This window comes from Arthrobacter sp. Y3221087 (genome assembly GCF_059089905.1).
Map to the genome: position 1 here is coordinate 1243701 of NZ_JBNHFE010000001.1, position 24624 is coordinate 1268324.

Below are 24624 nucleotides of genomic sequence, written 5' to 3' on the forward strand. Positions count from 1 at the left end.
AGACTAAAAACGCCAGAATTCGGCGGCATGAGACTGGGAGCATTTTCACGTGGCATCACTTATCGAAAAACTACTCCGCACGGGTGACAAAAAAACCCTGCGGCAACTGCGGAACTATGCCGACTCCATCAATGCACTCGAAGACTCGTTCAAGACCTTCACCGACGCTGAACTCCGCGAGGAAACGGACCGTCTGCGCGAACGGCACCAGGACGGCGGGAAACTGGACGACCTGCTTCCGGAGGCCTTCGCCGCGGTAAGGGAAGCCGCGTCCCGGACCCTGGGCATGCGGCACTTCGACGTCCAGCTGATGGGTGGCGCCGCCTTGCACCTTGGCAACATCGCCGAAATGAAGACCGGTGAAGGCAAGACCCTGGTGGCAACCGCTCCTGCCTACCTGAATGCCCTCACCGGCAAGGGTGTGCACGTGGTGACTGTGAACGACTACCTGGCCGAATACCAGTCCGACCTGATGGGCCGCGTCTACCGGTTCCTGGGCCTGACCAGCGGGTGCATCCTGTCCAACCAGGATCCTGCCCTGCGGCGCCAGCAGTATGCAGCCGACATCACGTACGGCACCAACAACGAGTTCGGATTCGACTACCTCCGCGACAACATGGCCTGGGACCGGAACGAACTGGTCCAGCGCGGGCACCACTTTGCCATCGTGGACGAGGTGGACTCCATCCTGATTGACGAGGCACGTACGCCACTGATCATCTCCGGCCCCGCCCAGGGCGACACCAACCGGTGGTACAGCGAGTTTGCAAAGGTTGTTCTCCGGCTGCAGCCCGAGAAGGACTACGAGGTCGATGAGAAAAAGCGGACCGTCGGTGTGCTGGAGAGCGGCATCGAGAAAGTCGAGGACTACCTCGGCATCTCCAACCTGTACGAATCGGCGAACACTCCGCTGATCGGGTTCCTCAACAACGCCATCAAGGCGAAGGAACTGTTCAAGCGGGACAAGGACTACGTCATCCTCGACGGCGAGGTCCTGATTGTTGATGAGCACACGGGCCGCATCCTGGCCGGGCGCCGCTACAACGAGGGCATGCACCAGGCGATCGAGGCCAAAGAAGGCGTCGAGATCAAGGCCGAAAACCAGACGCTGGCCACGGTGACCCTGCAGAACTATTTCCGCATGTACGGCAAGCTTTCCGGCATGACCGGTACCGCGGAAACCGAGGCTGCCGAGTTCATGAGCACCTACAAGCTCGGCGTTGTGCCCATCCCCACCAACCGGGATATGCAGCGCATCGATCAGCCGGACCTGGTCTTCAAGAACGAGACCGTCAAGTTCGACGCCGTGGTGCGTGACATCGCCGAACGCCACGAAAAGGGCCAGCCCGTCCTGGTGGGCACCACCAGCGTTGAAAAGAGCGAATACCTGTCCCGGCTCCTTGCCAAAGAAGGCATCCGGCACGAGGTACTGAACGCGAAGAACCATGCCCGTGAGGCTGCGATCGTCGCCCAGGCCGGCCGCAAGGGAGCCGTCACCGTCGCTACCAACATGGCCGGCCGTGGTACGGACATCATGCTGGGCGGCAATGCAGAGTTCACTGCGGTTGCCGAACTCGCAAAGCGCGGACTGGACCCGGAGGAAAATTCGGAGGAGTACGAATCCGCCTGGCCGGCCGCCCTGGAAGCAGCCAAGCAGTCGGTGAAGGACGAACATGAGGAAGTGCTGAACCTCGGCGGTCTCTACGTCCTGGGGACGGAGCGGCACGAATCCCGCCGGATCGACAACCAGCTCCGCGGCCGGTCCGGCCGCCAGGGGGACCCGGGCGAGTCCCGCTTCTACCTGTCCCTGACCGATGACCTGATGCGGCTTTTCAACTCTGGTGCTGCCGAACGCCTCATGAACAGCTCGGTACCGGACGACGTCGCGCTGGAATCCAAGCTTGTCTCCCGGGCCATTGCCTCTGCGCAGGGACAGGTGGAAGGCCGCAACGCCGAGCAGCGCAAGAACGTGCTGAAGTACGACGACGTCCTGAACCGCCAGCGCGAGGCCATCTACAGCGACCGCCGCCGAATTTTGGAAGGCGACGACCTGCACGAGAAGGTGCAGTTTTTCGTTGAGGACACCATCACGGCACTGATCGACGACGCTACGGCGGAAGGGAACGGCGACGACTGGGACTTCCAGCAGCTCTGGACCAACCTGAAGACGCTCTACCCTGTGACCGTCACGGCCGAGGACATCATTGATGAGGCCGGCGGCAAGTCGCGCCTGACGGTTGAATTCCTGAAGGAAGAGCTGCTGTCCGACGCCCGCCTGGTCTACCAGGCGCGGGAGGAAGCCATCGGCTCCGAGAGCATGCGGGAGCTGGAACGCCGTGTGGTCCTGTCCGTCATCGGGCGGAAGTGGCAGGAACACCTCTACGAGATGGATTACCTCAAGGAAGGCATTGGCCTGCGCGCCATGGCCCAGCGCGACCCGCTGGTCGAGTACCAGCGTGAAGGGTTTGTCCTTTTCCAGAGCATGATGGAGGCTATCCGCGAAGAAAGTGTTGGGTTCCTGTTCAACCTGGAAGTGGAAGTCACGCCTGCACAGGACGTCGTGGTTCCGGATGCCGCCGGCGGCCACACTGAACATGTTGAGCCACAGGTGAAGGCGGCTGGCCTGGAAGCGCCTGAAAAGCCTGCTCAGCTGCAATACACGGCACCGAGCGAAACCGGCGGAACCCAGACCCGGGTGGAGACGCGATCGTCCGGACGTTCCGGAAATCCCGCCAAGGCAGCGGCGCAGGATGCGGCCCGGCGGTCGACGGGCAAGAAGAAGCGCCGCTGACCCAGCGCTTGTTGATCGGGTGCGCCGGACGGTAGACACCTAAGGAGGCAGGTCCGTAAGTTCCGGACCTGCCTCCTTTCTGCATATCAGCCGATGACAAGTTGGGTCACCCTCCACACCTGCTTGCTGCGCTCCAGCCGGACGGCGACGGCGCGGGCACGGACGTCATCCACCACCACCGCGCTTGCTTCAAAAACACCTTCGGCGACTTCGCAGACGCGGACCGAGCGGACGATGGAATTTCGGTGAAGCCGGGCCAGCGCCGGGTTTCCGGTGCGGTTTATCTCCCGCCTGATGAGGGAAGCGCGGTGCTGCAGATTCCCCAGGCAACGCGGATCCAGCCGGCGGGCCAGTTGGTGGATAGGCCGTATCCCGGCCAGTACTTCCATGGCGGCCTGGACGGTGCCGCGGGTGATGGCCCGGACCTCTGCTGTTTCGTCCACTGCCCGAAGCTCTGGTGCATTTGGCGGCCGGGGAGTTCTGGTGCGGCGCTGGTCCAGCGGAACTCCCGCTGTCCCCGGCGCCCGTCCTGTTCCAGGATTGCTGGCTGTTGGTCCCTGGGCGGCACGGATTGGCGTGACTGCAGACATGGATTCCCCTTTGTAGTGGTTTCGTTTGATGAATTCGTGCCGTCGGTGCCCGGCGGGTCAAGTTCCTGCCGGGGCGGCTGGTTAGGCAGGTGCCGGCGGAAGCAGAACCTGACCCGGGAGGAGGACATCCGGGTTCTGGCCAATGAGCTCCCTGTTGGCTTCGTACCAGCGCGGCCACTCGAGGGCTATGTCCACGTCCGACGCCCCGTGGCCCAGATGGTTCGCCACGATGCTCCACAGGCTGTCGCCGGCAAGGACGGTTACGGCCCCGGCAGGCCAGCCCGTTGCCGGTGAGGAGAAATCACCCCGGACGGGGGACGCGGCCAGCGGCCCGGGTTCGACGACAGGTTCCCGCGGCTGCCACCCGGGCTCAAACGTTGATGGGGGAGTGTCGCTGGAGGGGGCATCAGAAGCCGGTGAAGCCTGGGTTCCTGCGGTTTGTACCCGGGCCAAAGCGTTGTCCCCGGCGTCAGTCGAGGTTCGCTCCTGTCCCTGGCTTGTGGGTGCCCATTCCGGCCCCGGTGCTGCCGCATTGGCTGCAGCCCCGGACAAGAGTTGGAACGACACTGTGGCAATGACCAGCCGCCGCATGAACGCCGGTGCCATGCTGCCTGCCGCTGCGGCGGCACGCATCCTGCCGCGTTTCTCCAGAATCAAACTGGCTGCCGCACTGGCGAGAGAAAGCAGCCACCAAAGGAGCAGGATGGCACCGGAGGCTGTTGCGGCCGCTCCCAGAATCTGGTCGACGGTGAATTCGTGGTTCCGGTCAATGGATTCCTGCCATTGGTCGAGGAGCCCCGCGCCGATGACTGAAAGCAGCACGCCCAGGAGCAGCAGGCCGGCGGCTATCGTTGCGTCGGCGCCGAGGGTGGAGTCGGGTCGTGCCATCTTTACCCCTTTGATGCACTTTGATGCAGTTTGATGTGACTGGTTCAGTTTGCCGCCGGATCTACATGTTTGTCCAGACGTTGGAGGGCGGAAGTTTTTTGTTGACCCGCCGGGGATGCGGCCCTACTCTGGCCGGATGCGCTGGGATGCACTCTTCAATGACATGGAAAGCCAGTTGGCGGAGTCAGACAGGCTCTCGCTCGACTCCGAAGTCAACGAACGCGCCAGGGCCGAGGAGGTGGGCTTGGGGCTGGCCGACCGGTTGCGCGCGGCGCTCGGTTGCCTCGTAGGTGTGCATCTGTCCGGCGGGGAAACGCTGCACGGCACACTAAGCCATGCGGGTGCGGACGCCCTGGTCCTGCATGACGATCCTCACCAGATCCTGGTTCCGTACGCCGCGGTAGCCCGGTACACGGGCCTGGGCAGGTTCTCGCGTTCCGAGCCGTCTCAGGTGCGCCGGGCGTTGGGTCTCGCGCACTCTCTGCGTGCCCTCGCCAGGGACCGGGCGGTTCTTACCGTTACCTTGGGATCCGGCCCCGGCACCGTCCGCCTCGAAGGGGTCATCGACAGGGTGGGCAGGGATTACCTCGACCTCGCGGCAGTGGTTCCGGGGGAGCCGCGGCGAAACCCTCACGTCACGGGGGTTTCGACCGTTCCGTTCGCGGCATTGGCAGCTATCAGGTCGCCCCTTGTGCGGGACATGTGACCGCACGGCCGGAAGGTCTCCGGGGCGCGTGCCTTGTCAGACGGACCGGGACTTGGACTCCTGGATCATGCGGCTGGCCTCGGCGTAGCGCTCCTCGATGTACTGCTCGAGCATTTTCTCTTCCACGCGCCACTGGCCGCGCCCGCCCACCTGGATAGCCTTCAGTTCTCCGCTTCGCACCAGTGCGTACGCGGCCGGCGAATTGATCTGGAGCTGCTCGGCGACATCCGCGAGCGTCAGGAACCTGGGCATGCCTCCATTTTGCCATTACCTGAATCACTTTGCGTTCGTTATCCACAGATTGGCCTTGTTTACACCAATGACTTTCGTTTGGCGGCCCTGGCCGCAACAATGAGGTGTCCGGCCGCAACGGGGGTGCCGGCGCTACCAGGGGGAGACACGGCATGGTTCCAGAATCGACGGCCACGGCTGCGCGTCTGAGGCGCCCCTCCTGGAAGGATCCCCGCCTGCTGGTGGGCATACTGCTGGTCCTGGTGTCCGTGGCAGGGGTGGTCTTCCTGATCAACGGTGCGGACCGGACCACGGAGGTCTACGCGGCCCGTGACGGCATCGCAGTGGGAGAGGAGCTGACCCCTGAAAACGTTGTCCGGGCCAAGGTCCGGCTAGGCGAAACCGAGCAGCATTACATCCCCGTTGAATCCGGTTTGCCGGAAGGGGTGGTGGCGGTGCAGCGGATCGGCAAGGACCAGCTTGTACCCCGGGCAAGCCTTGGTGAAGTTGATGACCTTGATCGCAAACCGGTGGCTATCAGCATCGAGGAGACCCTTCCCTCGCAGGCGGTAGCTGGTGCCAGGGTTGACGTCTGGGTAGCCCAGCCGGATGCGAAGAACGGCTTCAGCGAGCCAAAGCTCCTTCTTCCCGGAGCTGAAATAGCTGAGGTGGCAGAAGGTTCCTCTGCGCTCGGCTCCACCAAGACAACGGTGCTCATGGTCCTCGTGGAGGACGGCCAGATGCCGGCTCTGCTCGGCGCGCAGGCCAACGAAGCCAAGATTTCGGTTGTCTGGAATCCCGGTGGCGGAACGAGATGAGCATTCCGGTGGTCACCGTAGGCCAGAGCCGGGAGGATCTGGTGGGCGGACTTGAACGGCTTCACGGCCCTGTCACGGTCGTCAGGAGATGCGCCGAACTCCCGGAACTGCTGGCCGCATGCCAAAGCGGGCTGGCGCGGGCTGCTGTGGTTGCGGATGGCAGTGAGGGATTGACGGCTTCGCTCGTGGACAGGCTTGAAGCCGTGGGAGTCGCCATCATCGCGCTGACGGATAATGCCGAAGAAGCCGCCAGGCTGCGGAAAATCGGCGTCTCCTGTGCTTTGTCCGGGGTGGAATCAGCTGAGTTGTCCCGACGGATCGCGGAGGCAGTAAAGCAATTAACGACTGCAGGCCGGCGATCCTCCGGCCGTACCTCCTCGCTGGCGGACACCGGCGCAGCCCTCCAGGCGGAGCCGGCTGACACACCCGCAACTTTTCCCGAGGGCCCGGGAGCAGGACGGATTATTGCCGTGTGGGGTCCGGCAGGCTCTCCGGGACGCACCACCCTCGCGGCCAACATCGCCGGCGAGCTGGCCGCGGACGGGCAACAGGTGCTCCTCGTTGATGCCGACAGTTACGGAGCAAGTATCGCCGCCGTGCTGGGTTTGCTGGATGAATCAGCTGGCTTGGCGCAGGCCTGCAGGCTGGCCGACCAGGGGAGGCTGGACGATGCCGCCCTGGAACGGATTGCCACCCCGGTTGCCACTGCTTCCGGCACCTTCAGGGTGTTGACCGGCATTACCCGGGCAGACCGGTGGACCGAGCTTCGGGCGCCCGCCCTTGCGCTGGTCCTGGAGCGGGCACGCCGGAACGCTGACGCCATCATTGTCGATACCGGGTTTTGCCTCGAAGCAGATGAGGAACTTAGCTTCGACACCATGGCCCCCCGCCGCAATGCCGCCACGCTGCGTCCGCTAGAGCTGGCCGACACAATTTATGCGGTCGGCGCCGCGGATCCGGTGGGAGTGCCGCGCCTGGTGCGTGGGCTTGCAGAACTTGAGGCCGCAGTGCCGCAGGCCTCTCCCGTTGTGGTGATGAACAAGGTACGTGCATCGTCTGTGGGCAGGAATCCCGAACGGCAGTTGCGTGACGCCTGGGAGAGGTTTGGCCCGGCGGCTGCCCTCAGGGAGTTCCTTCCCTATGACCCCGCAGCTGCGGACGCAGCCCTCCTGTCAGGTTCACTGCTTCTTGAGGCGGCGCCCGAGTCGACGCTTCGCCGTGCAGTGCGTAGGCTCGTTTGTGCACCTGACCAGCAAAAGTCCAGATCCTCTGTTTTTTCTTCCACAGCACGGCGCCGGGCAAAGGACTAGGCTCGCCATAAGAGCTGCAATGGAGCGGCAAAAACTTGTGATGGAGGCGTGTGTCGATGTCGTCGGGATCCAGCGTGGAGGATCAGCCCCTTTCCATTGAAGGCGCTGAGGGCTTCATTGGGGACTACTACCAGCATCTGGCCGAGGAGGACGCGCGGAGCTATCCCCGCGAGATCCTCGTCGCCCGGGCAGAGAACCACCGTGAGGTCGCGGCTGTACGGCGGCCCGGCCAGGCGAAAACCGCCATCATGGACGAGGAAGACAGCAGTGTCGTCTTCGTGGTCACGGACGACATGCCGTTCCTGGTTGACTCGGTCAATGCGGAACTCGTCCGCCAGCACGCCGCAATCAAGCTGGTGGTCCACCCCCTGATCGTCGCCACCCGCAACAGGGAAAACGGGAACCTGGTCAAAGTGAACAGGGTCCCGTCCCACATCGGAATCTCCAGCGGTGACACGGCGGCGATGCCCAGCCTGTCCCACCTCATTGCGCAGGGCGAAGACGCCTCGCACATGGAGTCCTGGATCGCCGTCGAAATTAACCGCGTGTCCGAGGAAGCCAAGACTTCATTGCTGGAGGGCCTCAACCGCGTCCTTAATGATGTCCGTGCTGCCGTGGAGGACTGGCCGAAAATGCGCCAGAAGGCCCGCCAGATCTCCGAGAGCCTGGACCAGGTGGCAAACCCGGCTCAGATCGCCGAGCTGCGGCAGGCGAAGGACCTCCTCCGCTGGCTGGACGACGGCAACTTCACCTTCCTGGGCTACCGGGAGTACGACCTCATCAATGTGGACGGCGAGGATGTCCTTGAGCTGCGCGAGGACAGCGGGCTGGGGCTCCTGCGGGCGGCCGCCGACTCACCGCATATCCAGCACCTCACCGACACGGGGCGGAAGAAGGCGCGGGAAAAGCGGGCACTTGTCATCACCAAGGCCAACTCCCGCTCCACCGTCCACCGCTCCGCCTACCTGGACTACATTGGGGTCAAGAGCTTCGACGCCGCCGGCAACGTCAACGGCGAGCGCCGATTTATCGGCCTCTTTGCCACCAGCGCCTACACCGGCTCCGTCCGGAACATCCCCATTGTCCGCGAGAAAGTGGACGCCGTCCTGCGCAGCGCCGGCTTCCCGCCTGACTCCCACTCCGGCAAGGACCTGCTGGGAATCCTGGAAACCTACCCCCGTGACGAACTTTTCCAGATTGAAGTCCCTGACCTGGCCGCAACTGCCCTGGGCATCCAAAAACTGCAGGAGCGCCGCAGGACCCGGCTGTTCCTGAGGCCGGACATCTACGGACGCTTCATGTCCGCCGTCGTCTACCTCCCCCGCGACCGGTACACCACCAACGTCCGGCTCCGCATCGAACAGGAACTGCGCGAAACATTCCAGGCCGTGTCCATTGACTACGAGGCACGCATGACCGAGTCGGCACTCGCACGCCTGTTCTTCCGCATCCGCCTGCCGAAGAACGCGGACGTCAGCCACGTGAACACCGCCGAACTCGAGAAACGGCTGGTCCGCGCGGCCCGCTCCTGGAGCGAAGGCATCGCCGAGGTCCTGCGTGAGGGGCGGGATGCCGAGGAAGCCAAGGAGCTCGCCGCGATCTGGGCTGAAGCCTTCCCCGCAAGCTACCGGGTGGATTACGAGGTGGAGGATGCCCTGGAGGACATCGCCCGCTTCGAGAAATACGGTGCGGCCGCCGAACGTGCGGTGGGCGCCCGGCAGGAACGGCCCGGTGTCCATGTCTACCTTCCCGAAGGGGCAGGGGCGACACTCGAAGAGGACGCCCGTGTGAAGCTCTACATGCTCGAGCCCAAGAGCCTGAGCCAGATCCTGCCCTACTTCCACAACCTGGGGCTTGAAGTCCTCGACGAGCGCCCGTTCGAGATTGAGACCGCGGACCGCCGTGACTTCTTCCTGTACGACCTGGGGCTGAAGTACCCGGCGGGTGTGGATCCCGTGTCCACCGGCGAACTGCTGGCCGATTCGTTCAGTGCCGCAGTGACAGGGGCCGCCGAATCGGATGCGTTTGACCGGCTTGTCCTCCGTGAGGGCATGCACTGGCGGCAGGTCACCGTGCTCCGCGCATACGCCCGGTACATGCGGCAAATGGGAAACAGCAACTCCTTCGGCTTCATGGCGGACACCCTGCTCGCCAACCCGGACGTCGCCAGGGGCCTGAGCGCGCTGTTTGCTGCGCGCTTCGACCCGGAGCTCAACGACGCCGAGCGGGCGGACGCCCAGGAGACCGTGCGGCAGGAGCTCGCTGCCTCGATTGAGAAGGTGGCCACGCTCGACGCCGACAGGGTCCTGCGCACGTTCGCCAACCTGATCGAGGCCACACTGCGGACCAACTACTACCAGGACAAGCGGCACCTGAGCTTCAAGCTTGATCCCTCCCGGATCGACGGGCTGCCGTTCCCGCGGCCCATGTTCGAAATCTGGGTTTACGCACCCCGGGTGGAGGGTGTCCACCTCCGCTTCGGCAAGGTTGCCCGCGGCGGGCTGCGCTGGTCGGACCGCCGGGAGGACTTCCGCACCGAGGTCCTGGGCCTGGTGAAGGCGCAAACCGTCAAGAACGCCGTCATCGTGCCCACCGGTGCGAAGGGCGGATTCTTCGCCAAGCAGCTTCCGGACCCCGCCGTTGACCGGGCTGCCTGGATGGCTGAGGGGGTCGAGAGCTACAAGACGTTCATCAGCGGCCTGCTCGACCTCACCGACAACCTCGTGACGGAAGGAGACGGCGAAAGGCTCGTGCCGCCGTCGAACGTTGTCCGGCACGACGACGATGATTCCTACCTCGTGGTGGCTGCAGACAAGGGAACGGCCACGTTCTCCGACATCGCAAACGGGCTGGCCGCGGAATACGGGTTCTGGCTGGGCGACGCCTTCGCCTCCGGCGGATCCGTGGGATACGACCACAAGGCCATGGGCATCACTGCCCGCGGTGCCTGGGAATCCGTGAAGCGCCACTTCAGCGAACTCGACCTGGACACCCAAACCCAGCCATTCACGGTGGTAGGCGTCGGCGACATGTCAGGTGACGTCTTTGGCAACGGGATGCTGCTCTCACGGCACATCCGCCTGGTGGCCGCCTTCGACCACCGCCACATCTTCCTGGACCCCAACCCGGACGAGGAGGCCTCGTTCGTGGAACGGCAGCGGCTGTTCGAACTGCCGAGGTCGTCCTGGGACGACTACGACAAATCGCTCATCAGCGAGGGCGGCGGTGTCTTCCCGCGGCAGGCCAAATCAATTCCGGTATCGCCGCAGGTCCGCGCAGCGCTGGGGCTTCCCGCCGAGACTACGGAACTCAGCCCGCCGGAACTCCTGCGGGCGATCCTCCTGGCCCCCGCCGATCTGCTGTACAACGGTGGCATCGGGACCTACGTCAAGGCCAGCACGGAGTCCAACGCGTCGGTGGGGGACAAGGCGAACGACGCCATCCGGGTTGACGGCCGGGACCTGCGCGTCAAGGTGGTGGGCGAAGGTGGAAACCTCGGCATGACCCAGCGCGGCCGGATCGAAGCCGCACTGCAAGGGGTGATCCTCAATACCGACGCCATCGACAACTCCGCCGGCGTGGACTGCTCCGACCATGAGGTCAACATCAAGATCTTCGTCGACCGGATGGTTGCGGCGGGCAAGCTCTCCCCGGAGGAACGGCCAGCGTTCCTCGCCTCGATGACCGATGAAGTCGCCCGCCTGGTGCTGGAAGACAATATCGACCAGAACATCCTGCTGCTGAATGACCGGACCAAGGTGGCCGAGTGGAGCCCTAGCTACGAGCGGCTGATGGACTGGCTGGAAAAGAAAGCCGACCTGAAGCGGGACCTCGAGGCGCTGCCCACCACGGAGTCACTGCGCGAGCGGCTGCAGCAAGGCCAGGGGCTGACGTCCCCTGAGCTTTCGGTCCTCGCAGCGTACGCGAAGATCGAACTGACGTCCGCACTCCGGGACAGCAAGCTTGCCGACGACCCGTGGTTCCGGCAGACGCTGCGGGACTACTTCCCCCGGCAGCTGCGCGAGCGCTTCGACGCCGAACTGGACACCCACCCGCTGCGCCGCGAAATCATCGCGACGGTGGTGGCCAACGACATCATCAACCTCGGAGGCATCACCTTCGCCTTCCGGGTCATGGAAGAGACCTCGGCCAGTGAAGTTGCTGTCGCCAAGGCGTTTGTGGCGCTGCGGGAAATCTACGAACTGGATTCGATGGTCGGGGAGCTCAACAGCCTGCCTGCATCGTTCCCCACGGAGCACTGGAGCACCGTGCACCTCGATATCCGGCGCCTGCTGGACCGGGCGGTCAGGTGGCTCCTCACCCAGGGGTCCATTTCCCAGCCGATTGCGGATGTGGTGGCAGAGTTCAAGCCGCTGATGGATCCGATGCGTGCCCGCCTGCTGGACTACCTGCGCGGTGACGACCGGGAACGGGTTGCCGGCTGGCTTGAAACAGGGCGTGAATGGGAACTACCGGAAGGGCTTGCACTGCGGTGGGCCGAGCTCTTCGAGAGCTTCGTGCTGCTGGATATCGCCAAGATAGCCCGGGCGCGGAAGGAACCGGTGGAGGAGATCGCTGCCGTTTACTACACCGTGTTCAACCGCTTCCATGCAGACTCGCTGCTGGAACGGATCAGCAGCCTTCCCCGGCAGGACCGGTGGCAGGCCCTGGCCAGGGCAGCACTGCGGGACGATTTGTATTCCACAGTTTCGGATATGACGACGGCGGTGCTGGACGCTACAGAGCCGGGTGACTCGCCGGAGGCGCGCCTCAAGGAATGGGAGGCGCGGAACGCCGAGCAGCTGGGACGGGCGAAGAGCATGTTCGACGAGGTGAACGCCCTCGAGTCAGACGATATGGCTTCACTGTCGGTAGCATTGAGGCTCTTGAGGTCAATCGTCCGACGCTAGCCAATCCGGCGTCGCAAATGGAGGTGCAGTGGCAATCTTTACGGACCCCATCAGGGAACACGCTGATTTCGGGCCGGGCGATGCCGAGTGGCTGCACCTGCTGGTGGGGGACTGGCAGATGGTGGCGGACCTGGCGTTCGCTGACCTGGCGCTCTGGTTCCCCCACCCGGACCATGGGTATATCGCACTGGCGCACGTCCGGCCGTCCACCACCCACACGGTCTTCCACGGGGACTTTGTGGGTGAGGGAATCCGGTCGGACCTGCAGCCGCTAGTAGACAAGGCGTGGAACAGCCGGGCTATCGAGCGCTCCAGCGAAACAAACTGGAGCAGCGACATGGCACTCCGGGTGGAGGCCGTGCCCATGGTCCGCAACGGCCGGACCCTGGCAGTGGTCACCACCCACATGGACCTGTCCAGCTCCCGGATGCCTTCCCGTCTTGAACTCACGTACCGGCAGTGTGCTTATGACCTGCTGCGGATGGGCACTCTCGGGCTGTGGCCGGACTTTGCCTCGCCCACGGGATCACGGCGCGGCGCGCCCCGCGTGGGGGACGGGCTGATCCGCCTCGACGCCGAGGGGGTGGTGCAGTACGCCAGCCCCAATGGGGTCTCCGCGTTCCGGCGCCTCGGTGACGGGGAATCCCTGGAGGGCCGCTCGCTCGCCGAGGTCACCGCAAGCCTTCTGAAGGACCGGCGGATGGTGGACGAGACCCTGCCACTGGTGGTCACGGGCAGGATGCCGTGGCGGAGTGAGATCGAGTCCCGCGGCGTCAGCCTGTCCCTGCGGGCCATTCCGCTCCGGGACGAACAGCAGCGCTTCGGCGCACTGGTCCTGTGCCGCGACGTCTCCGAGCTGCGGCGCCGGGAGATGGAACTGGTGACTAAGGATGCAACCATCCGAGAGATCCACCACCGTGTGAAGAACAACCTCCAGACTGTCGCCGCACTGTTGCGGATGCAGTCCCGACGGATGGTCAGCGAAGAGGCGAAGCAGGGGCTTGAACAAGCGATGCGCCGGGTCGCCACTATTGCGCTGGTGCACGAGACCCTGTCCCAGGGGCTTACCCAGAGCGTCGATTTTGACGAGCTGATCGGACGCCAGTTCAGGCTTTCCGCGGAAGTTGCTTCTCCTTCCCAGCAGGTAAGGACCGAGCGGTCCGGCACGTTCGGTGAACTGCCGAGCGACCTTGCCACGCCACTGGCCCTCGTCATCAATGAACTCGTAACCAACGCGGTGGAGCACGGCCTGGAGGGCAGGGCGGGAACCGTGTGGCTCATTGCGGACCGTTCCGAGGGGGAAGACGGCGAGGACCTTACCGTGACGATCGCCGACGACGGCGTGGGATTGCCGGACACGCCCCACGTTGAGGGACTTGGCCTGCAGATTGTGCGCACGCTGGTGACCAGCGAACTGGGCGGCACCATCCAGTGGCAGCCGCGCGAGGGAGGCGGCACCGCCGTGCAGATCCGGCTCAGCCTGTCCGGCAAGTAGACGTGGCAGGCGTGCGGCAGTTGGCGCCCGCTTGTATTTAACGGAAAGAGCCCCTGCCGCAGCTTGCGGAAGGGGCTCTTGCGTTGCTGTTAGGAAGCGCGGCGTGCGCGGGCTGCGCGGCGCTTGAGGGCGCGGCGTTCGTCTTCGCTCATGCCGCCCCAGACGCCGGCGTCCTGCCCGGACTCGAGTGCCCATTGCAGGCAGGTGTCTACGACCTCGCACCGGCGGCAGACACTTTTGGCTTCCTCGATCTGCAGCAGGGCCGGGCCTGTGTTCCCCACGGGGAAGAACAGTTCCGGGTCCTTATCCAGGCACGCTGCGCGGTTACGCCAATCCATGCTGATCAGTTGCTCCATTTCTGGGAAGTGCTTCTTGTGAAATAATTCACTAGTAGCTACAAAGGAAAAGGGCCCGGCAGGGCCCCCTTGGTCATCTGAATCAAGCCTGTCATGTTAACGCTGTGTAAACAAGGGGTAATAACGCCCGATATCCCCGTAACGCTGAGCGATACATCACACTGCCCATGCTGGCCCTCACCAATGACCGACTATGTCCGGTAGGGTGCCAGTGTGTCAAGACCCCCGGAAGATCCCGAACCGCCGGCCTCCCCGAGGGGGGCGAAGCCCGTATCCGGCCGCGCTAGCGCCGGGGTAAGAGGAAGTGCGCCGCCGGCCGCCATCATTGTGGCGCTGATTGTTGCCGTTGAGGCGACTGCTCTTCTGGTCGCGGCAGGCTGGTATGGCTATCAACTGCTGGCCGGAAGCCCTGTCCTGTCCTTGTGGGGGGCGGTTTTCACCCTCGTACTCCTGCTTGCGTTCGCTGTTTGGCTTTTCGCCGTGGCGGTCTTCCTCTACCGGGGGTACCGCTGGACCCGTGCGGCTGCCCTTGTGGCCCAACTGTTCGTTCTCACCATCGGTTTCCCCACCCTCACCGGCGGCCTTGTCGCCGTCGGGCTGGCGATGCTCGTGCCGGCGGTAACGGCCACCCTGCTCCTGTTCCACAACAAGGTCATCAGCTATGCATCCCGGACCGGAAGCGCCCCGCCCGCATTATAACGGGAAGTAGCCGTCCGGTGGCCGGCTTGCTCCTTTATGCCGGCATCGGAAGCCCATGCCACTTGGATGGCGCGGGCCCGTCCTGCGGAGATGAGCACCGCCCTGCCCGGGGGCGGAGCCGGTTCCACTTCGAATCGCACCCCAAACGCGTCGCCGTCCGCAACGGACGCCGGTCCAAGCAGCAGCGCCGTTCCGGCAGCACGGGAACCCATGACGGGCGGGACCCGCTGCAGGAGCAGCGGACTGTAGTTGGCAGTCAACACCAACGGCTTGCCGAGTGCCTGCAGCTCCGAGAGGTCACGCATGGCGGCCGGCGACAGTAGATCTGCGTCGTCAGCGAGCAGCACAGCATCCCTGGGCAGGTCGCCGGCACGGGCAGCCGACAGTACCTTGGCCCATGGGTTGGCTTCCGGTATTCCGGAGTTTGGGCGGAGCCAGTGATGACCGGGGTTCAGTTCCTCCAACACCTTCAAGGTGTTGGTCTTGCCGCTGCCGGACCGACCGAGGACGGCGACGGTGCTTGCGGAAGCCAGCCGAAGGTAAACAGGGGAAGGCTCGTCCCCGCCCATTCCAAGGAGCAGGTCCTGCGGGGTCTGTCCGGGTGCAGCGTTTACACGCCCGGCCGCAGGCGCTTGGAGGCCGCGCACCTGCGGGGCCGAGATCCGCAGGGGCAGCGGCTCCACCCGGAATGGCGGTGGTTCAGTGGGGCCAACGCCCGACGGACCGCCGGGCCAGTTCGGGCCGGGCGCCAGCCGGAACACCTGGCAAACTGCGGAATCACCGCCTGCAACCGGGCCGAAAGCCACGGCCCTGCTTTTGATTGCCGTCGTGGACGGCAGACGGGGCCAGCCCGCCCTGCTGTCCTGGTTTGAACCGGCGGGAAAGTAGAGCCTGTTGGGCAAAGCCCCGCAGAACCTGGCGCTGACCAGCTCACGGTCACCCGAAATAACCACCGTGATGCCCGCCCGGCCACCGTCCCGGACCACATCGTGCATGAGCTCCTCCGCCCACGCCAGGGGACCCGATCTAAAGGCCGACACCCACGAGCCCCAGCCGGAGACCACCACCACCAGGGGAACTGCCCCCTCCCCGGGCCTGCTGAGCCGGCGAATCATTTCCTGGGCTACACGTTCCAGGATCCGCACCGCACGGCGAAGCTCATGAACACCGGTGGAAGCACCCACGCGCGGGTGCCTGGCCACATCACTGAAGGATCCAGTGCCGTCGAGGACGTAGCAGTGCGCCGGCTGGCGGTGGGCCAGTAGACCCCGAAGCACCAGCCGCGCCGCTTCGTCTGTACCGGATTCGGGGGCGCCGATCAGCGCCAGGTGACTGTCGGCGTCCGGTCTCCAAACGAGCGGACGAACAGCTTGCGCCTTCGGCAGGTCCGCTGCTCCGAGCGTGATGGCCCAGACAGGGTCGCCGGAAGATGGGCTGTACCCGGTGGCATCCGCCGGAGGCTCAATGATCTCATCGGGCAGGGGAGGGGCGACCGGAACACGTGGCACAACTCCCTGCCGGGACGCCCATTCTTCACGAATCAATGCGATCAGGGGCGCAACGGCCTGCGCAGGAGTCTGCGGTTCCACTTCTTCAGGCTCAGGCATGCCTGAAGAGAGATGGTCCGTAGTGAGCTGCACAGTGATGGTCCCGTCCGGGGTTGTCCGGGGCCGGACCAGATTTGTTGTTGCAGCCTGGAACTCCCGGGCTGGTTCCGTGCCCCGGGCCAGGAATGCCCGTCCCGGGGCGTCAACGCCGATGGCCGCTGCCTCCTTGGAACCGATGATGTCAACGGATTCCATGTCCGACTGCACCCTCAGGGCGATGCTGGAGGTGACGTTGGCCCGGATATCAGCCGTCAGGGCTCCCTGCGGCCGCTGGGTCGCCATGACGAGGTGGATACCGAGGGATCTGCCGATGGATGCTATCCGCATCAGCTCGCGGATTACCTCCGGTGCATCGTCGACGAGCATCCGGAATTCGTCAATGATGATCACCAAGTGGGGAAGGGCGAATCGTTCGGCTTCCGCTGTGGACGCGTATCCCGAAAGGTCCGGAACGCGCGCGGCCGCCAGCACTTCCTCACGCAGCCGGATTTCCGCGCGCAGCGAGGTCAGCGTGCGTTCCAGTTCGTCCCTCGCCAAGTCGGTCACCAGCCCCACGCAGTGGACCAGGCCGGTCAGCGGGCCGAGCCCGGAACCGCCCTTGAAATCCAGGAACAGGAAGTTGATGCGGTCGGGCGGATGGGTCAGTGCCAGTGCCAGGGTGAGGCTGCGCAGCAGCTCGGATTTGCCGGCCCCGGTGGTCCCGGCCACCAGCACATGCGGTCCATCGGCCTGGAGGTCGAGCATCCTGGCCCCGTCCGCATCGAGTCCCAGCGGGGCGGCAAGGCCCGCTTCCCGGATGCTCGAATCCCAGCGTGCAGCCACGTGGGGGGGCGACAGTGGCAGTACATTCTCCAGGGCGCAGGTGCGCGGGATTGGTTGCCTCCCAATGTTCCGCCGGCTTGGGGCAGTGGCAAGCTGCCGGCAAAATCCGTCAAAGACTTCGTCCTGTGCCAGGTCGGCCACGAACCTGATGTGTTCTCCCTGTCCGCGCAGCGTTGAGCCGTGATGGTGCAGGACGACGTCAACGTTGGGTGTGCCGGCTGCTGCCGTGGAATGGAATTCCAGGACCTGCCAGCCCTGACGGAGCGCTTCTTCCGTGAGTATGGCGGCCGTCCTGCCGTCAGCTGTGGCGTCTGCCAGCAGGAGGACACCGTGCTCATAGTCGGGTGCGAATCCCTCCCCCAAGGAACTTCGGCAGGCCTCTGCTGCCACCATGAGGACGACATCAGGAAGATATCGTGCGGCCAGGGGGAGGCTCGTTGACTGCCCGTAGATGATGAGCCGCGTGCTCCTGCACAGGGGATATCCCGAGAGTTGCATGATGATGGACCTGATCATTCCGTCCCGGAGTGGTCTCGTCCCGAGGAAGACGGTCCGGGGGTGCAGCAGGTCGAAGGTAACCGGGACCGAGTCAACGGATGGGACGTCGAGGGCGGCGGCCGGCACCGTTGTGATATTGGCGTCCTGCTCCACCTCGCCCAGCCGCAGCCAGATGCCACCTTTATCGGGTGCGGAAGCACTTGCCCTGGTCCCATTCCGCAAGGCCAGAGCCATAACAGCAAGCGAAGGTCCGGATGCCCGGCGCCTTTCCCGGTCCTGCGCCACCGCTTCCCTGACTGCCCTGGCGGTATCCCGCCGTTGGCGCCGCCCGGCAACAACGGGAACCAGGAGGACAAACGTCGAGGTGGCCGCGAACGCCAAAAACATCCACATGCCCGTAAAGAGGGCCAGTCCGACGCCTATCGCGAGTGGGAGGGCAGCTGTCACAAGAAGGGCGGCCCGGTTTCCCGCATCCGCCCTCCCCGGGACAGCGATCGGTTCCTGTGCTGATGCTCCGGCCTTGGCCAGGGACTTGATCGGGACGTCGGCGAACATCAGGGACATGGCTGAATTACCGCACCTGATGGTTGATCCCGTGGAGACGGCCGAGTACCGGATCCTCCCGCCGTCCACGTAGGTGCCGTTGGCGCTGTCCAGGTCCTCGATGAAGATGTCTTGGTCAGTCAGCGTAAGGCGCGCATGCTCCCGGGAAAGCTCAGCGTCCGGAATGACGATCCGTGTATTGCTCCTGCCTACGGTATATTCGCCGCGCTGCAGCGGTACGACGGTTCCGGCACCGGCGCCAGTGTGGACGGCAAGGACAAGCCCGGCAGGATGGCCGCCGCAAGGACGGAACCGTTGCTTCCGGCGCATTGGTTCCGTGCCGCCGTCGACCAGTATTGCCCCTGTGACGAGGGGCGGGATCCCCAACCTGGCCGACTGCAGGTCCTCGCCGGCGACGGTGACCGTACCCGTTCCAAATTTCTCCGTGAGCTGCCGGCAGATCAGGGTGCCTGGAACGCCGTCAGGGGCTTCGATCGTCAGCTCGAGCGGGTGGGGGGCCAGGCAGGACCCGGGTCCGCCCACCAGTGTGCAGTCCAGCCTCATAAGCACCGATCCTTCTTGCCGTTGATTCCACGCTAACCAGACGTGCCGGGTACCGCCCCCGCCGTAAGCAGCTATGTGGACAACTACGCGTGGCGAGTGCCGGCGGCGTGACCGGCACGCTGATTCGACGGGCGCCGCGATGCCTCGGGTAGGCTAGAACAGCAGACAATGCGCATCATTGCGCTGCCCGCATTCAAACCAGGAGATTTTGTGACCGCTGACCTTGTTATCGTTGGGTCTGGCTTTTTTGGCCTGACAATCGCAGAACAGGCCGCTACCGAGCTCGGCCTTAAGGTCGTCGTCATCGACCGCCGCCACCATATCGGCGGCAATGCCTACAGCGAGAAAGAAGAGCAGACCGGCATTGAGGTGCACCGCTACGGGGCGCACCTCTTCCACACTTCCAATGAGCGGGTGTGGGAGTACGTCAACCGGTTCACCACCTTCACGAACTACGTCCACAAGGTGTACGGCGTGCACAAGGGCGAGGTCTACTCGCTGCCGATCAATCTCGCCACGATCAACCAGTTCTTCCGCGCAAACATGACCCCGGGCCAAGCACGTGAGCTCATCCAGGAGCAGGCCGGTGAGCTCGCCGGTACAGATCCACAGAACCTGAACGACAAGGGCATCCAGCTGATTGGCCGCCCGCTGTACGAGGCCTTCATCAAGCACTACACGGGCAAGCAGTGGCAGACGGATCCGAAGGATCTTCCTGCCGGGGTCATTTCGCGCCTTCCCGTGCGCTACAACTATGACAACCGGTACTTCAACGACAAGTACGAGGGACTGCCGACCAACGGCTACACGGCGTGGATCGAGAAGATGGCGGAGCACCCGAACATCGAGGTGCGCCTGAACACGGACTTCTTTGACGAGTCGCACGAGTACAGCAAGAACAAGGTTGTGGGCAACATCCCGGTCGTCTACACGGGACCTGTCGACCGCTACTTCGACTACGCCGAAGGTGACCTTTCCTGGCGCACCATCGATTTCGAGGAGGAGGTACTCGACATGGAGGACTTCCAGGGCACGTCCGTCGTCAACTACAACGACGCCGATGTCCCCTACACCCGCGTCATTGAACCCCGGCACTTCCACCCGGAGCGCGACTACCAGACGGAAAAGACCGTCATCATGCGCGAGTTCTCGCGCTTCGCGGAAAAGGGCGATGAGCCGTACTACCCGGTGAATACGACGGCGGACCGCGAGCGGCTGCTGAAGTACCGCGACCTTGCGGGCGCTGAAAAGGACGTCCTGTTCGGCGGACGCCTCGGAACCTACAAGTACCTTGACATGCACATGGCCATCGGGTCGGCACTGAGCATGTTCGACAACAAGATCCGGCCGCACTTCGAAAGCGGCGTCAAGCTGGAAAGCGGAGGCGTCGACGCATGAGTGCCGCGCCGGGCTGGTCAACACTTCAGAGGGTAATTTTCCCGCCGGAGTCGGGGGTGGACACTATGTCCCTCTATGCGGATGCCGGCCCGGCAACCGGGGTTCGCTTCAAGGAAAGCGATGAGTTCGCCAGGAACCCCAAACCCGTTGAACAGAAACTGCACCTCGTCGGCTCCAATACCCGCGAAGTGCACGTGGACGATCTGCTGTCGCGACAATCAGTCCGGGTGCGGTCCGGGGAGCAGCTCTCCTTGGGAACATACTTCAACGCCTTTCCTGCCAGTTACTGGCGCCGCTGGACCCACCTTCGGGACATCCGCCTGGTGGTGGAGACGGCCGGGCGGGGATCCGTTACCGTCTACAAGTCAAATGCCCGCGGCACCATCCAACGCGTGGATGGTGCCAGGGTTGAGAATGACGCGCGCACCGAATTTGAGTTGTCCATCAAGCCGTTTGGCGACGGCGGGTGGTATTGGTTCGATCTGGCCTCCAGCGGGGGAGACCTCGTCCTCAAGGAGGCACGGTGGGAGGGCCCGCCGCCGGTGAGGACCGGGGAAACGGCGACAATCCAGATCACCACTATGGACAAGCCGGACTTTTGCCTGGCCAATGTCCGGACCCTCGCTGGCCATCCCGAAGCCTTGGAACTCGCCAAGGAAGTGATCATCGTCGACCAGGGCTCGCGGAAGGTTGCCGACCAGCCGGGGTTTGCGGAAGTAGCCGCCCTGCTCGGTCGGAAGCTCCGCGTCATCGACCAGGCTAACCTCGGCGGCTCCGGAGGGTTCGCCCGTGGCATGTACGAGGGCGTGGAAAACGGCAGCGACTACGTCCTCCTGCTGGATGATGACGTGGTCATGGAACCGGAAAGCATCATGCGGATGATGGCTTTTTCGGGCAGGTGCAAGAGCCCCACGATCGTCGGCGGACACATGTTCGACCTTTACAGCCGGAGCACCCTGTACTCGATGGGTGAAACCATAGATTCCCGCCGCTTCTCCCCAAGCCAGCCCCACCGGGATATGCAGATGCGGCACGACTTCAGCGTGTCCAACCTTCGGCAAACCCCCTGGCTGCACAGGCGGTTCGATGTCGACTACAACGGGTGGTGGATGTGCATGATTCCCACCTCCGTCATCCGGCAGGTTGGACTGCCCCTCCCGCTGTTCATCAAGTGGGACGATTCAGAATATGGCCTGCGTGCACGAGCCGCCGGATTCCGGACTGTGTCCCTGCCCGGGGCGGCGCTCTGGCATATCTCCTGGATCGACAAAGACGATCTTGTCGGATGGCAGGCATACTTCCACAACCGCAACAGGCTCATCACCGCACTGCTGCACAGCCCCCACCCAAAGGGCGGCAACGTTCTTCGTGAGTCCTTCCAGGAAGACGTCAAGCACCTCGTATCCCTCCAGTACTTCACGGTCCATAACCGGTTGAGCGCCAGGGCAGACCTGCTGGCAGGCCCCGGGCACCTCCATCCCTCACTGCACGGCAAGCTTGCCGAGATCCTGGCCCGCCGCGGCGCTTACTCGGATGCGCAGATGCTGGAGGACGTGGACGAATTTCCCCCTCCGGCACTGGGTGCCGGGCTGTCCACCTCCGTGGACATCCAAATGCCGGCTAAGAAGGATATGGTCCAGTGGGGAGTCACCACAGTGGCCCGGCAACTACTGAAGCGGCCTTCACGGGAATCCCTGGAACGCCCGCAGGCGTACCTTGCCCATATCGATAACCGCTGGTTCCGGATCGCGCACTACGACTCCGTGGTTGTGTCCAATGCCGAGGGAACCGCCGCGTCCTGGTATAAGCGTGACCCCCGGAAGCTCAGGGAGATGCTCAAGCAGTCGGCAAGCCAGCATGCCCGGCTGTACAAAGAGTGGGACGGCCTCGCCGAGGCCTACAAAACCGCCCTGCCGGAACTGGTCTCAATGGACTCCTGGCGCAGGACCTTCCAAGCAGCGGCCCCGGGGCAGGACCACGTTGGTGGCCCCGCCGCCAGGAGCGCTGCGGCTTCCAGCTGACTAAGCGCTGTGAGTATGCACGGCTGGCCGGGCAGTAGTAGCCGGCGTTGCCAGCCTGCTCCGCCAGGCAGGCGCTGCCGTCAATAGCCGGTACAGCAACGTTCCGCTGACGGCCAGCAGCACGAGGTAGGCGACGGCGAGCAGCTGCCAGGTACCCGGCGGCTGCCACTCCGGCTGGAACATCTCCGTCCAGTTGACGTGGTCGCCGTGGTCGCCCACCGTGTACCTGCGAAGCCCTTCAGCCATGAGGTACGTGTGGGCTAGAACCCCCAACACGATGCCCCATCGGATTCTGGACCTCATCGTCGGGGTCAGTCGCCAGGGAAAAAAACGTATGGCAAGTCCCGAAGCGAGAATCAACACCACAACCATCGCCAGCACATAACGCCCTTGCCAGATCCAGCCCAGACTTTCGCTGCTACCGGCTTGGAGCAGCACCGGAATCACCATAACGGAAGCCGCTAATAAGGCAGTTGCCCATCTTCCACGGACTGGCCGGGAAGTAAAGGATAAAAACAAAAGAACCCCGTACCCGAGTACCCAGGCATAGACGACGTCTACCGGTGGTGCTGTATCGAGGGATCCCAGAACACCCACATACTCGCGCATGTACCCAACGGTGCGGTCAAGCATCAGTAGCGCAGCCTCTTCCCGTGGAATGGGCGGAGTCACGGAAAAGAGACTGTCGAAACTGCGTGCAGTCAGCGTCCACCAGATCGAGAAGAGACACGACAGCCCTACCAGGAGAACGCTTATCTGAAATGACCTGCTCTTGAACGTCCTTACCAGTGCGAATGTGCTGCTGGTAAGCGCTGCTGCAGCCACCGCCAGGCCCAGCCATACCAATGATAGGGGCCTGGTATTGGCCAGCAGTACACCGGCGAGGGTCATGATTGCCACGTTGAGAATCTTTGGTGCAAAACGGGAGGATTGCTCAAGTATGAGGCAGAAATTCATGAAGAATGCCGCCGTCGCGGCTATTTCCAAGGCATTCGGGTTGATAGCACCCGTAAGAAAAAACACCGCGGGAGTCAGGGCAATAGCTGTGGCAATCGTGGGCAGCTGAAATCTTCTGAATGAAGCGGCAGCGCAGACGGTGGCAGCTAGGAAGAAGGCGGTCAACCACGAGCTAATAAGTCGCATCGCGTAAAGCGCTGCTTCGCCCGTTAAGCCGCGACTGCCTATGCCGACTATGGCGTAGTAGACCGGGTTGTAATTTCCCGCCGTTGTTGTAGCCGAGGTTGGCCCCCTGTCATTGCCGTCGATCGTCGGGGAGCATGCAGGAGTAACGCTTGGTCTTGTGGCGAAGCAGTTGTATTCGTTGAGGCGGGCAATGTAGCCGGGGACGGACACTGAGAGCGGCTGCCCTTGCGCCCCCGTGGCGCTGCCGCCCAGTTGACCCCTTGCTACGGCGGCGGCCTTGATCGTATGTGCGGCTTCGTCGGGTATGGACATTAGGGGGGAGGCGAAGCTCCAAAGGGTGCCGATGCAACCGAACAGAAGCCAGGAAACCAACAAAACGCGCAGCGGCGAAGGACGTTTTTTGTCGGATAGGGATGAGTTGAGCGCGCGCGGCAGCGTCGGTCTGAGGGAATTTTGCATGATAGGTTTAACCATACTTTGGACGTACGGGGTTTAAATCTGTGCTCCAGCTTCTGGGGAGGATAACAACGATGCGCAGTTCTATTTCTGGTGCATCGTCGTCTCCACAATCACCTGCCGAAGCCCCGCCGTCAGTCCCGGGGCCTGCCCTTGGCTTGTACCAGAACGCTGTCGTCCGGTTCCTGTTTGTCGGTGGCCTTTCCTTCGCCCTTGACTTGGGGCTCCTTGCACTGCTTCATGAAGTCTTCGGAGTGGAACTGTGGCTTGCGACACCTATTGCATTCGTCGTGAGCCTAGTGTTCAACTTCCTGTTGCAGAGAATGTTCACCTTCCGGGCCACCAACAAGGGCAGCGTTTCCGCCGTTAAGTACATCCTGCTGGTGATTGTGAACATAGCCGTAAGCGACCTCGTGGTGACCGGCTTCGATGCCATCGGCTGGTCCTACCTCATCGGTAAGGCATGTGCCACGGTCATGACCACGGTTTGGAATTACTTCTTGTACCGCCACTGGATCTTCAAGCGGGACTCCGGCGAATAACGCTGCTGCTGACTGGCGGGTCCTTCTGAACACGCCAGAAGTTGCTCCTCCAGCTCCACCGGCCAGTTACCGCGTGACTCTAAGTGCCAGGCGGCTGGAACTTAATCCCTGCCCTGAGGCCAAGCCCAGACGAATCCGAGACCGTACCGCCGGACGACACAAAGGAAGCCCCCTTTACCTGGATAAAGGGGGCTGTAGCTTTGTACACCGACCGCCGAGGAAGACGTTTTGTCTCC

Annotated in this window: 16 protein-coding genes; 10 read left to right on the forward strand and 6 right to left on the reverse strand. The window is 63.6% G+C overall.

Features of this window, described 5'->3' with window-relative positions:
* Positions 1 to 49: 49 nt before the first annotated feature.
* Positions 50 to 2791: a preprotein translocase subunit SecA gene (gene secA / locus AC5RUO_RS05925; RefSeq protein ID WP_494008737.1), complete on the forward strand. Its 2742-nt coding sequence runs from the start codon at positions 50 to 52 to the stop codon at positions 2789 to 2791.
* A gap of 86 nt (positions 2792 to 2877) precedes the next feature.
* Here the strand turns inward: secA and AC5RUO_RS05930 are convergent, their stop codons facing one another.
* Positions 2878 to 3234: an Rv3235 family protein gene (locus AC5RUO_RS05930; RefSeq protein WP_494008736.1), complete on the reverse strand. Its 357-nt coding sequence runs from the start codon at positions 3232 to 3234 to the stop codon at positions 2878 to 2880.
* A gap of 228 nt (positions 3235 to 3462) precedes the next feature.
* Complete coding sequence (locus tag AC5RUO_RS05935) at positions 3463 to 4269, reverse strand: LysM peptidoglycan-binding domain-containing protein (RefSeq protein WP_494008735.1); 807 nt, start codon at positions 4267 to 4269, stop codon at positions 3463 to 3465.
* 136 nt (positions 4270 to 4405) lie between these two features.
* On the opposite strand from AC5RUO_RS05935, the gene AC5RUO_RS05940 reads away from it, so the two are divergent.
* Positions 4406 to 4975 (forward strand): hypothetical protein, encoded by a 570-nt coding sequence (locus tag AC5RUO_RS05940; RefSeq protein ID WP_494008734.1) that lies wholly within the window; start codon positions 4406 to 4408, stop codon positions 4973 to 4975.
* A 36-nt stretch (positions 4976 to 5011) separates the two neighbouring features.
* On the opposite strand, the gene AC5RUO_RS05945 is transcribed toward AC5RUO_RS05940, so the two are convergent.
* Positions 5012 to 5227: a helix-turn-helix domain-containing protein gene (locus AC5RUO_RS05945; protein ID WP_009356834.1), complete on the reverse strand. Its 216-nt coding sequence runs from the start codon at positions 5225 to 5227 to the stop codon at positions 5012 to 5014.
* Positions 5228 to 5379: 152 nt separating this feature from the next.
* On the opposite strand from AC5RUO_RS05945, the gene AC5RUO_RS05950 reads away from it, so the two are divergent.
* Genes AC5RUO_RS05950 through AC5RUO_RS05965 form a run of 4 tightly spaced genes read left to right on the forward strand, consistent with a single transcriptional unit; the run spans position 5380 to position 13739 of the window.
* Entirely contained in the window at positions 5380 to 6024 is a 645-nt protein-coding gene (locus tag AC5RUO_RS05950) for a hypothetical protein (protein ID WP_494008733.1), read from the forward strand.
* Positions 6021 to 7334 carry a CpaE/TadZ family protein gene (locus AC5RUO_RS05955; RefSeq protein WP_494008732.1) on the forward strand — a complete coding sequence of 438 codons (1314 nt, stop codon included), beginning with the start codon at positions 6021 to 6023 and terminating at the stop codon, positions 7332 to 7334. The genes AC5RUO_RS05950 and AC5RUO_RS05955 overlap by 4 nt, the downstream gene beginning before the upstream one ends.
* Before the next feature lie 56 nt (positions 7335 to 7390).
* A complete protein-coding gene (locus tag AC5RUO_RS05960; RefSeq protein ID WP_494008731.1) occupies positions 7391 to 12244 on the forward strand; it encodes an NAD-glutamate dehydrogenase in 4854 nt (1617 codons plus the stop codon).
* Positions 12245 to 12272: 28 nt separating this feature from the next.
* On the forward strand, positions 12273 to 13739 hold the full coding sequence (locus AC5RUO_RS05965) for a sensor histidine kinase (protein WP_494008730.1): 1467 nt from the start codon (positions 12273 to 12275) through the stop codon (positions 13737 to 13739).
* 89 nt (positions 13740 to 13828) lie between these two features.
* Here AC5RUO_RS05965 and AC5RUO_RS05970 read toward each other — a convergent pair whose 3' ends face one another.
* Complete coding sequence (locus tag AC5RUO_RS05970; protein ID WP_009356837.1) at positions 13829 to 14077, reverse strand: WhiB family transcriptional regulator; 249 nt, start codon at positions 14075 to 14077, stop codon at positions 13829 to 13831.
* Positions 14078 to 14416: 339 nt separating this feature from the next.
* On the opposite strand from AC5RUO_RS05970, the gene AC5RUO_RS05975 reads away from it, so the two are divergent.
* Positions 14417 to 14794 carry a hypothetical protein gene (locus AC5RUO_RS05975; protein ID WP_494008993.1) on the forward strand — a complete coding sequence of 126 codons (378 nt, stop codon included), beginning with the start codon at positions 14417 to 14419 and terminating at the stop codon, positions 14792 to 14794.
* Here AC5RUO_RS05975 and AC5RUO_RS05980 read toward each other — a convergent pair.
* The gene (locus AC5RUO_RS05980) at positions 14755 to 18828 is read right to left on the reverse strand and encodes a type VII secretion EssC family protein (RefSeq protein ID WP_494103035.1); all 4074 of its coding nucleotides are present in this window, start codon (positions 18826 to 18828) and stop codon (positions 14755 to 14757) included. The two genes, AC5RUO_RS05975 and AC5RUO_RS05980, sit on opposite strands and share 40 nt — an antisense overlap.
* Positions 18829 to 19038: 210 nt before the next feature.
* Between AC5RUO_RS05980 and glf the strand changes: the two genes are divergently transcribed.
* Positions 19039 to 20226, forward strand: coding sequence for a UDP-galactopyranose mutase (gene glf, locus AC5RUO_RS05985; protein WP_494103036.1), 1188 nt, complete (start codon positions 19039 to 19041; stop codon positions 20224 to 20226).
* Complete coding sequence (locus AC5RUO_RS05990) at positions 20223 to 22247, forward strand: glycosyltransferase (protein WP_494103037.1); 2025 nt, start codon at positions 20223 to 20225, stop codon at positions 22245 to 22247. Before glf ends, AC5RUO_RS05990 begins: the two co-directional genes overlap by 4 nt.
* On the opposite strand, the gene AC5RUO_RS05995 is transcribed toward AC5RUO_RS05990, so the two are convergent.
* On the reverse strand, positions 22248 to 23849 hold the full coding sequence (locus AC5RUO_RS05995; RefSeq protein WP_494103038.1) for a DUF2142 domain-containing protein: 1602 nt from the start codon (positions 23847 to 23849) through the stop codon (positions 22248 to 22250).
* Positions 23850 to 23920: 71 nt separating this feature from the next.
* On the opposite strand from AC5RUO_RS05995, the gene AC5RUO_RS06000 reads away from it, so the two are divergent.
* A complete protein-coding gene (locus tag AC5RUO_RS06000) occupies positions 23921 to 24388 on the forward strand; it encodes a GtrA family protein (RefSeq protein ID WP_494103039.1) in 468 nt (155 codons plus the stop codon).
* Positions 24389 to 24624: the final 236 nt, after the last annotated feature.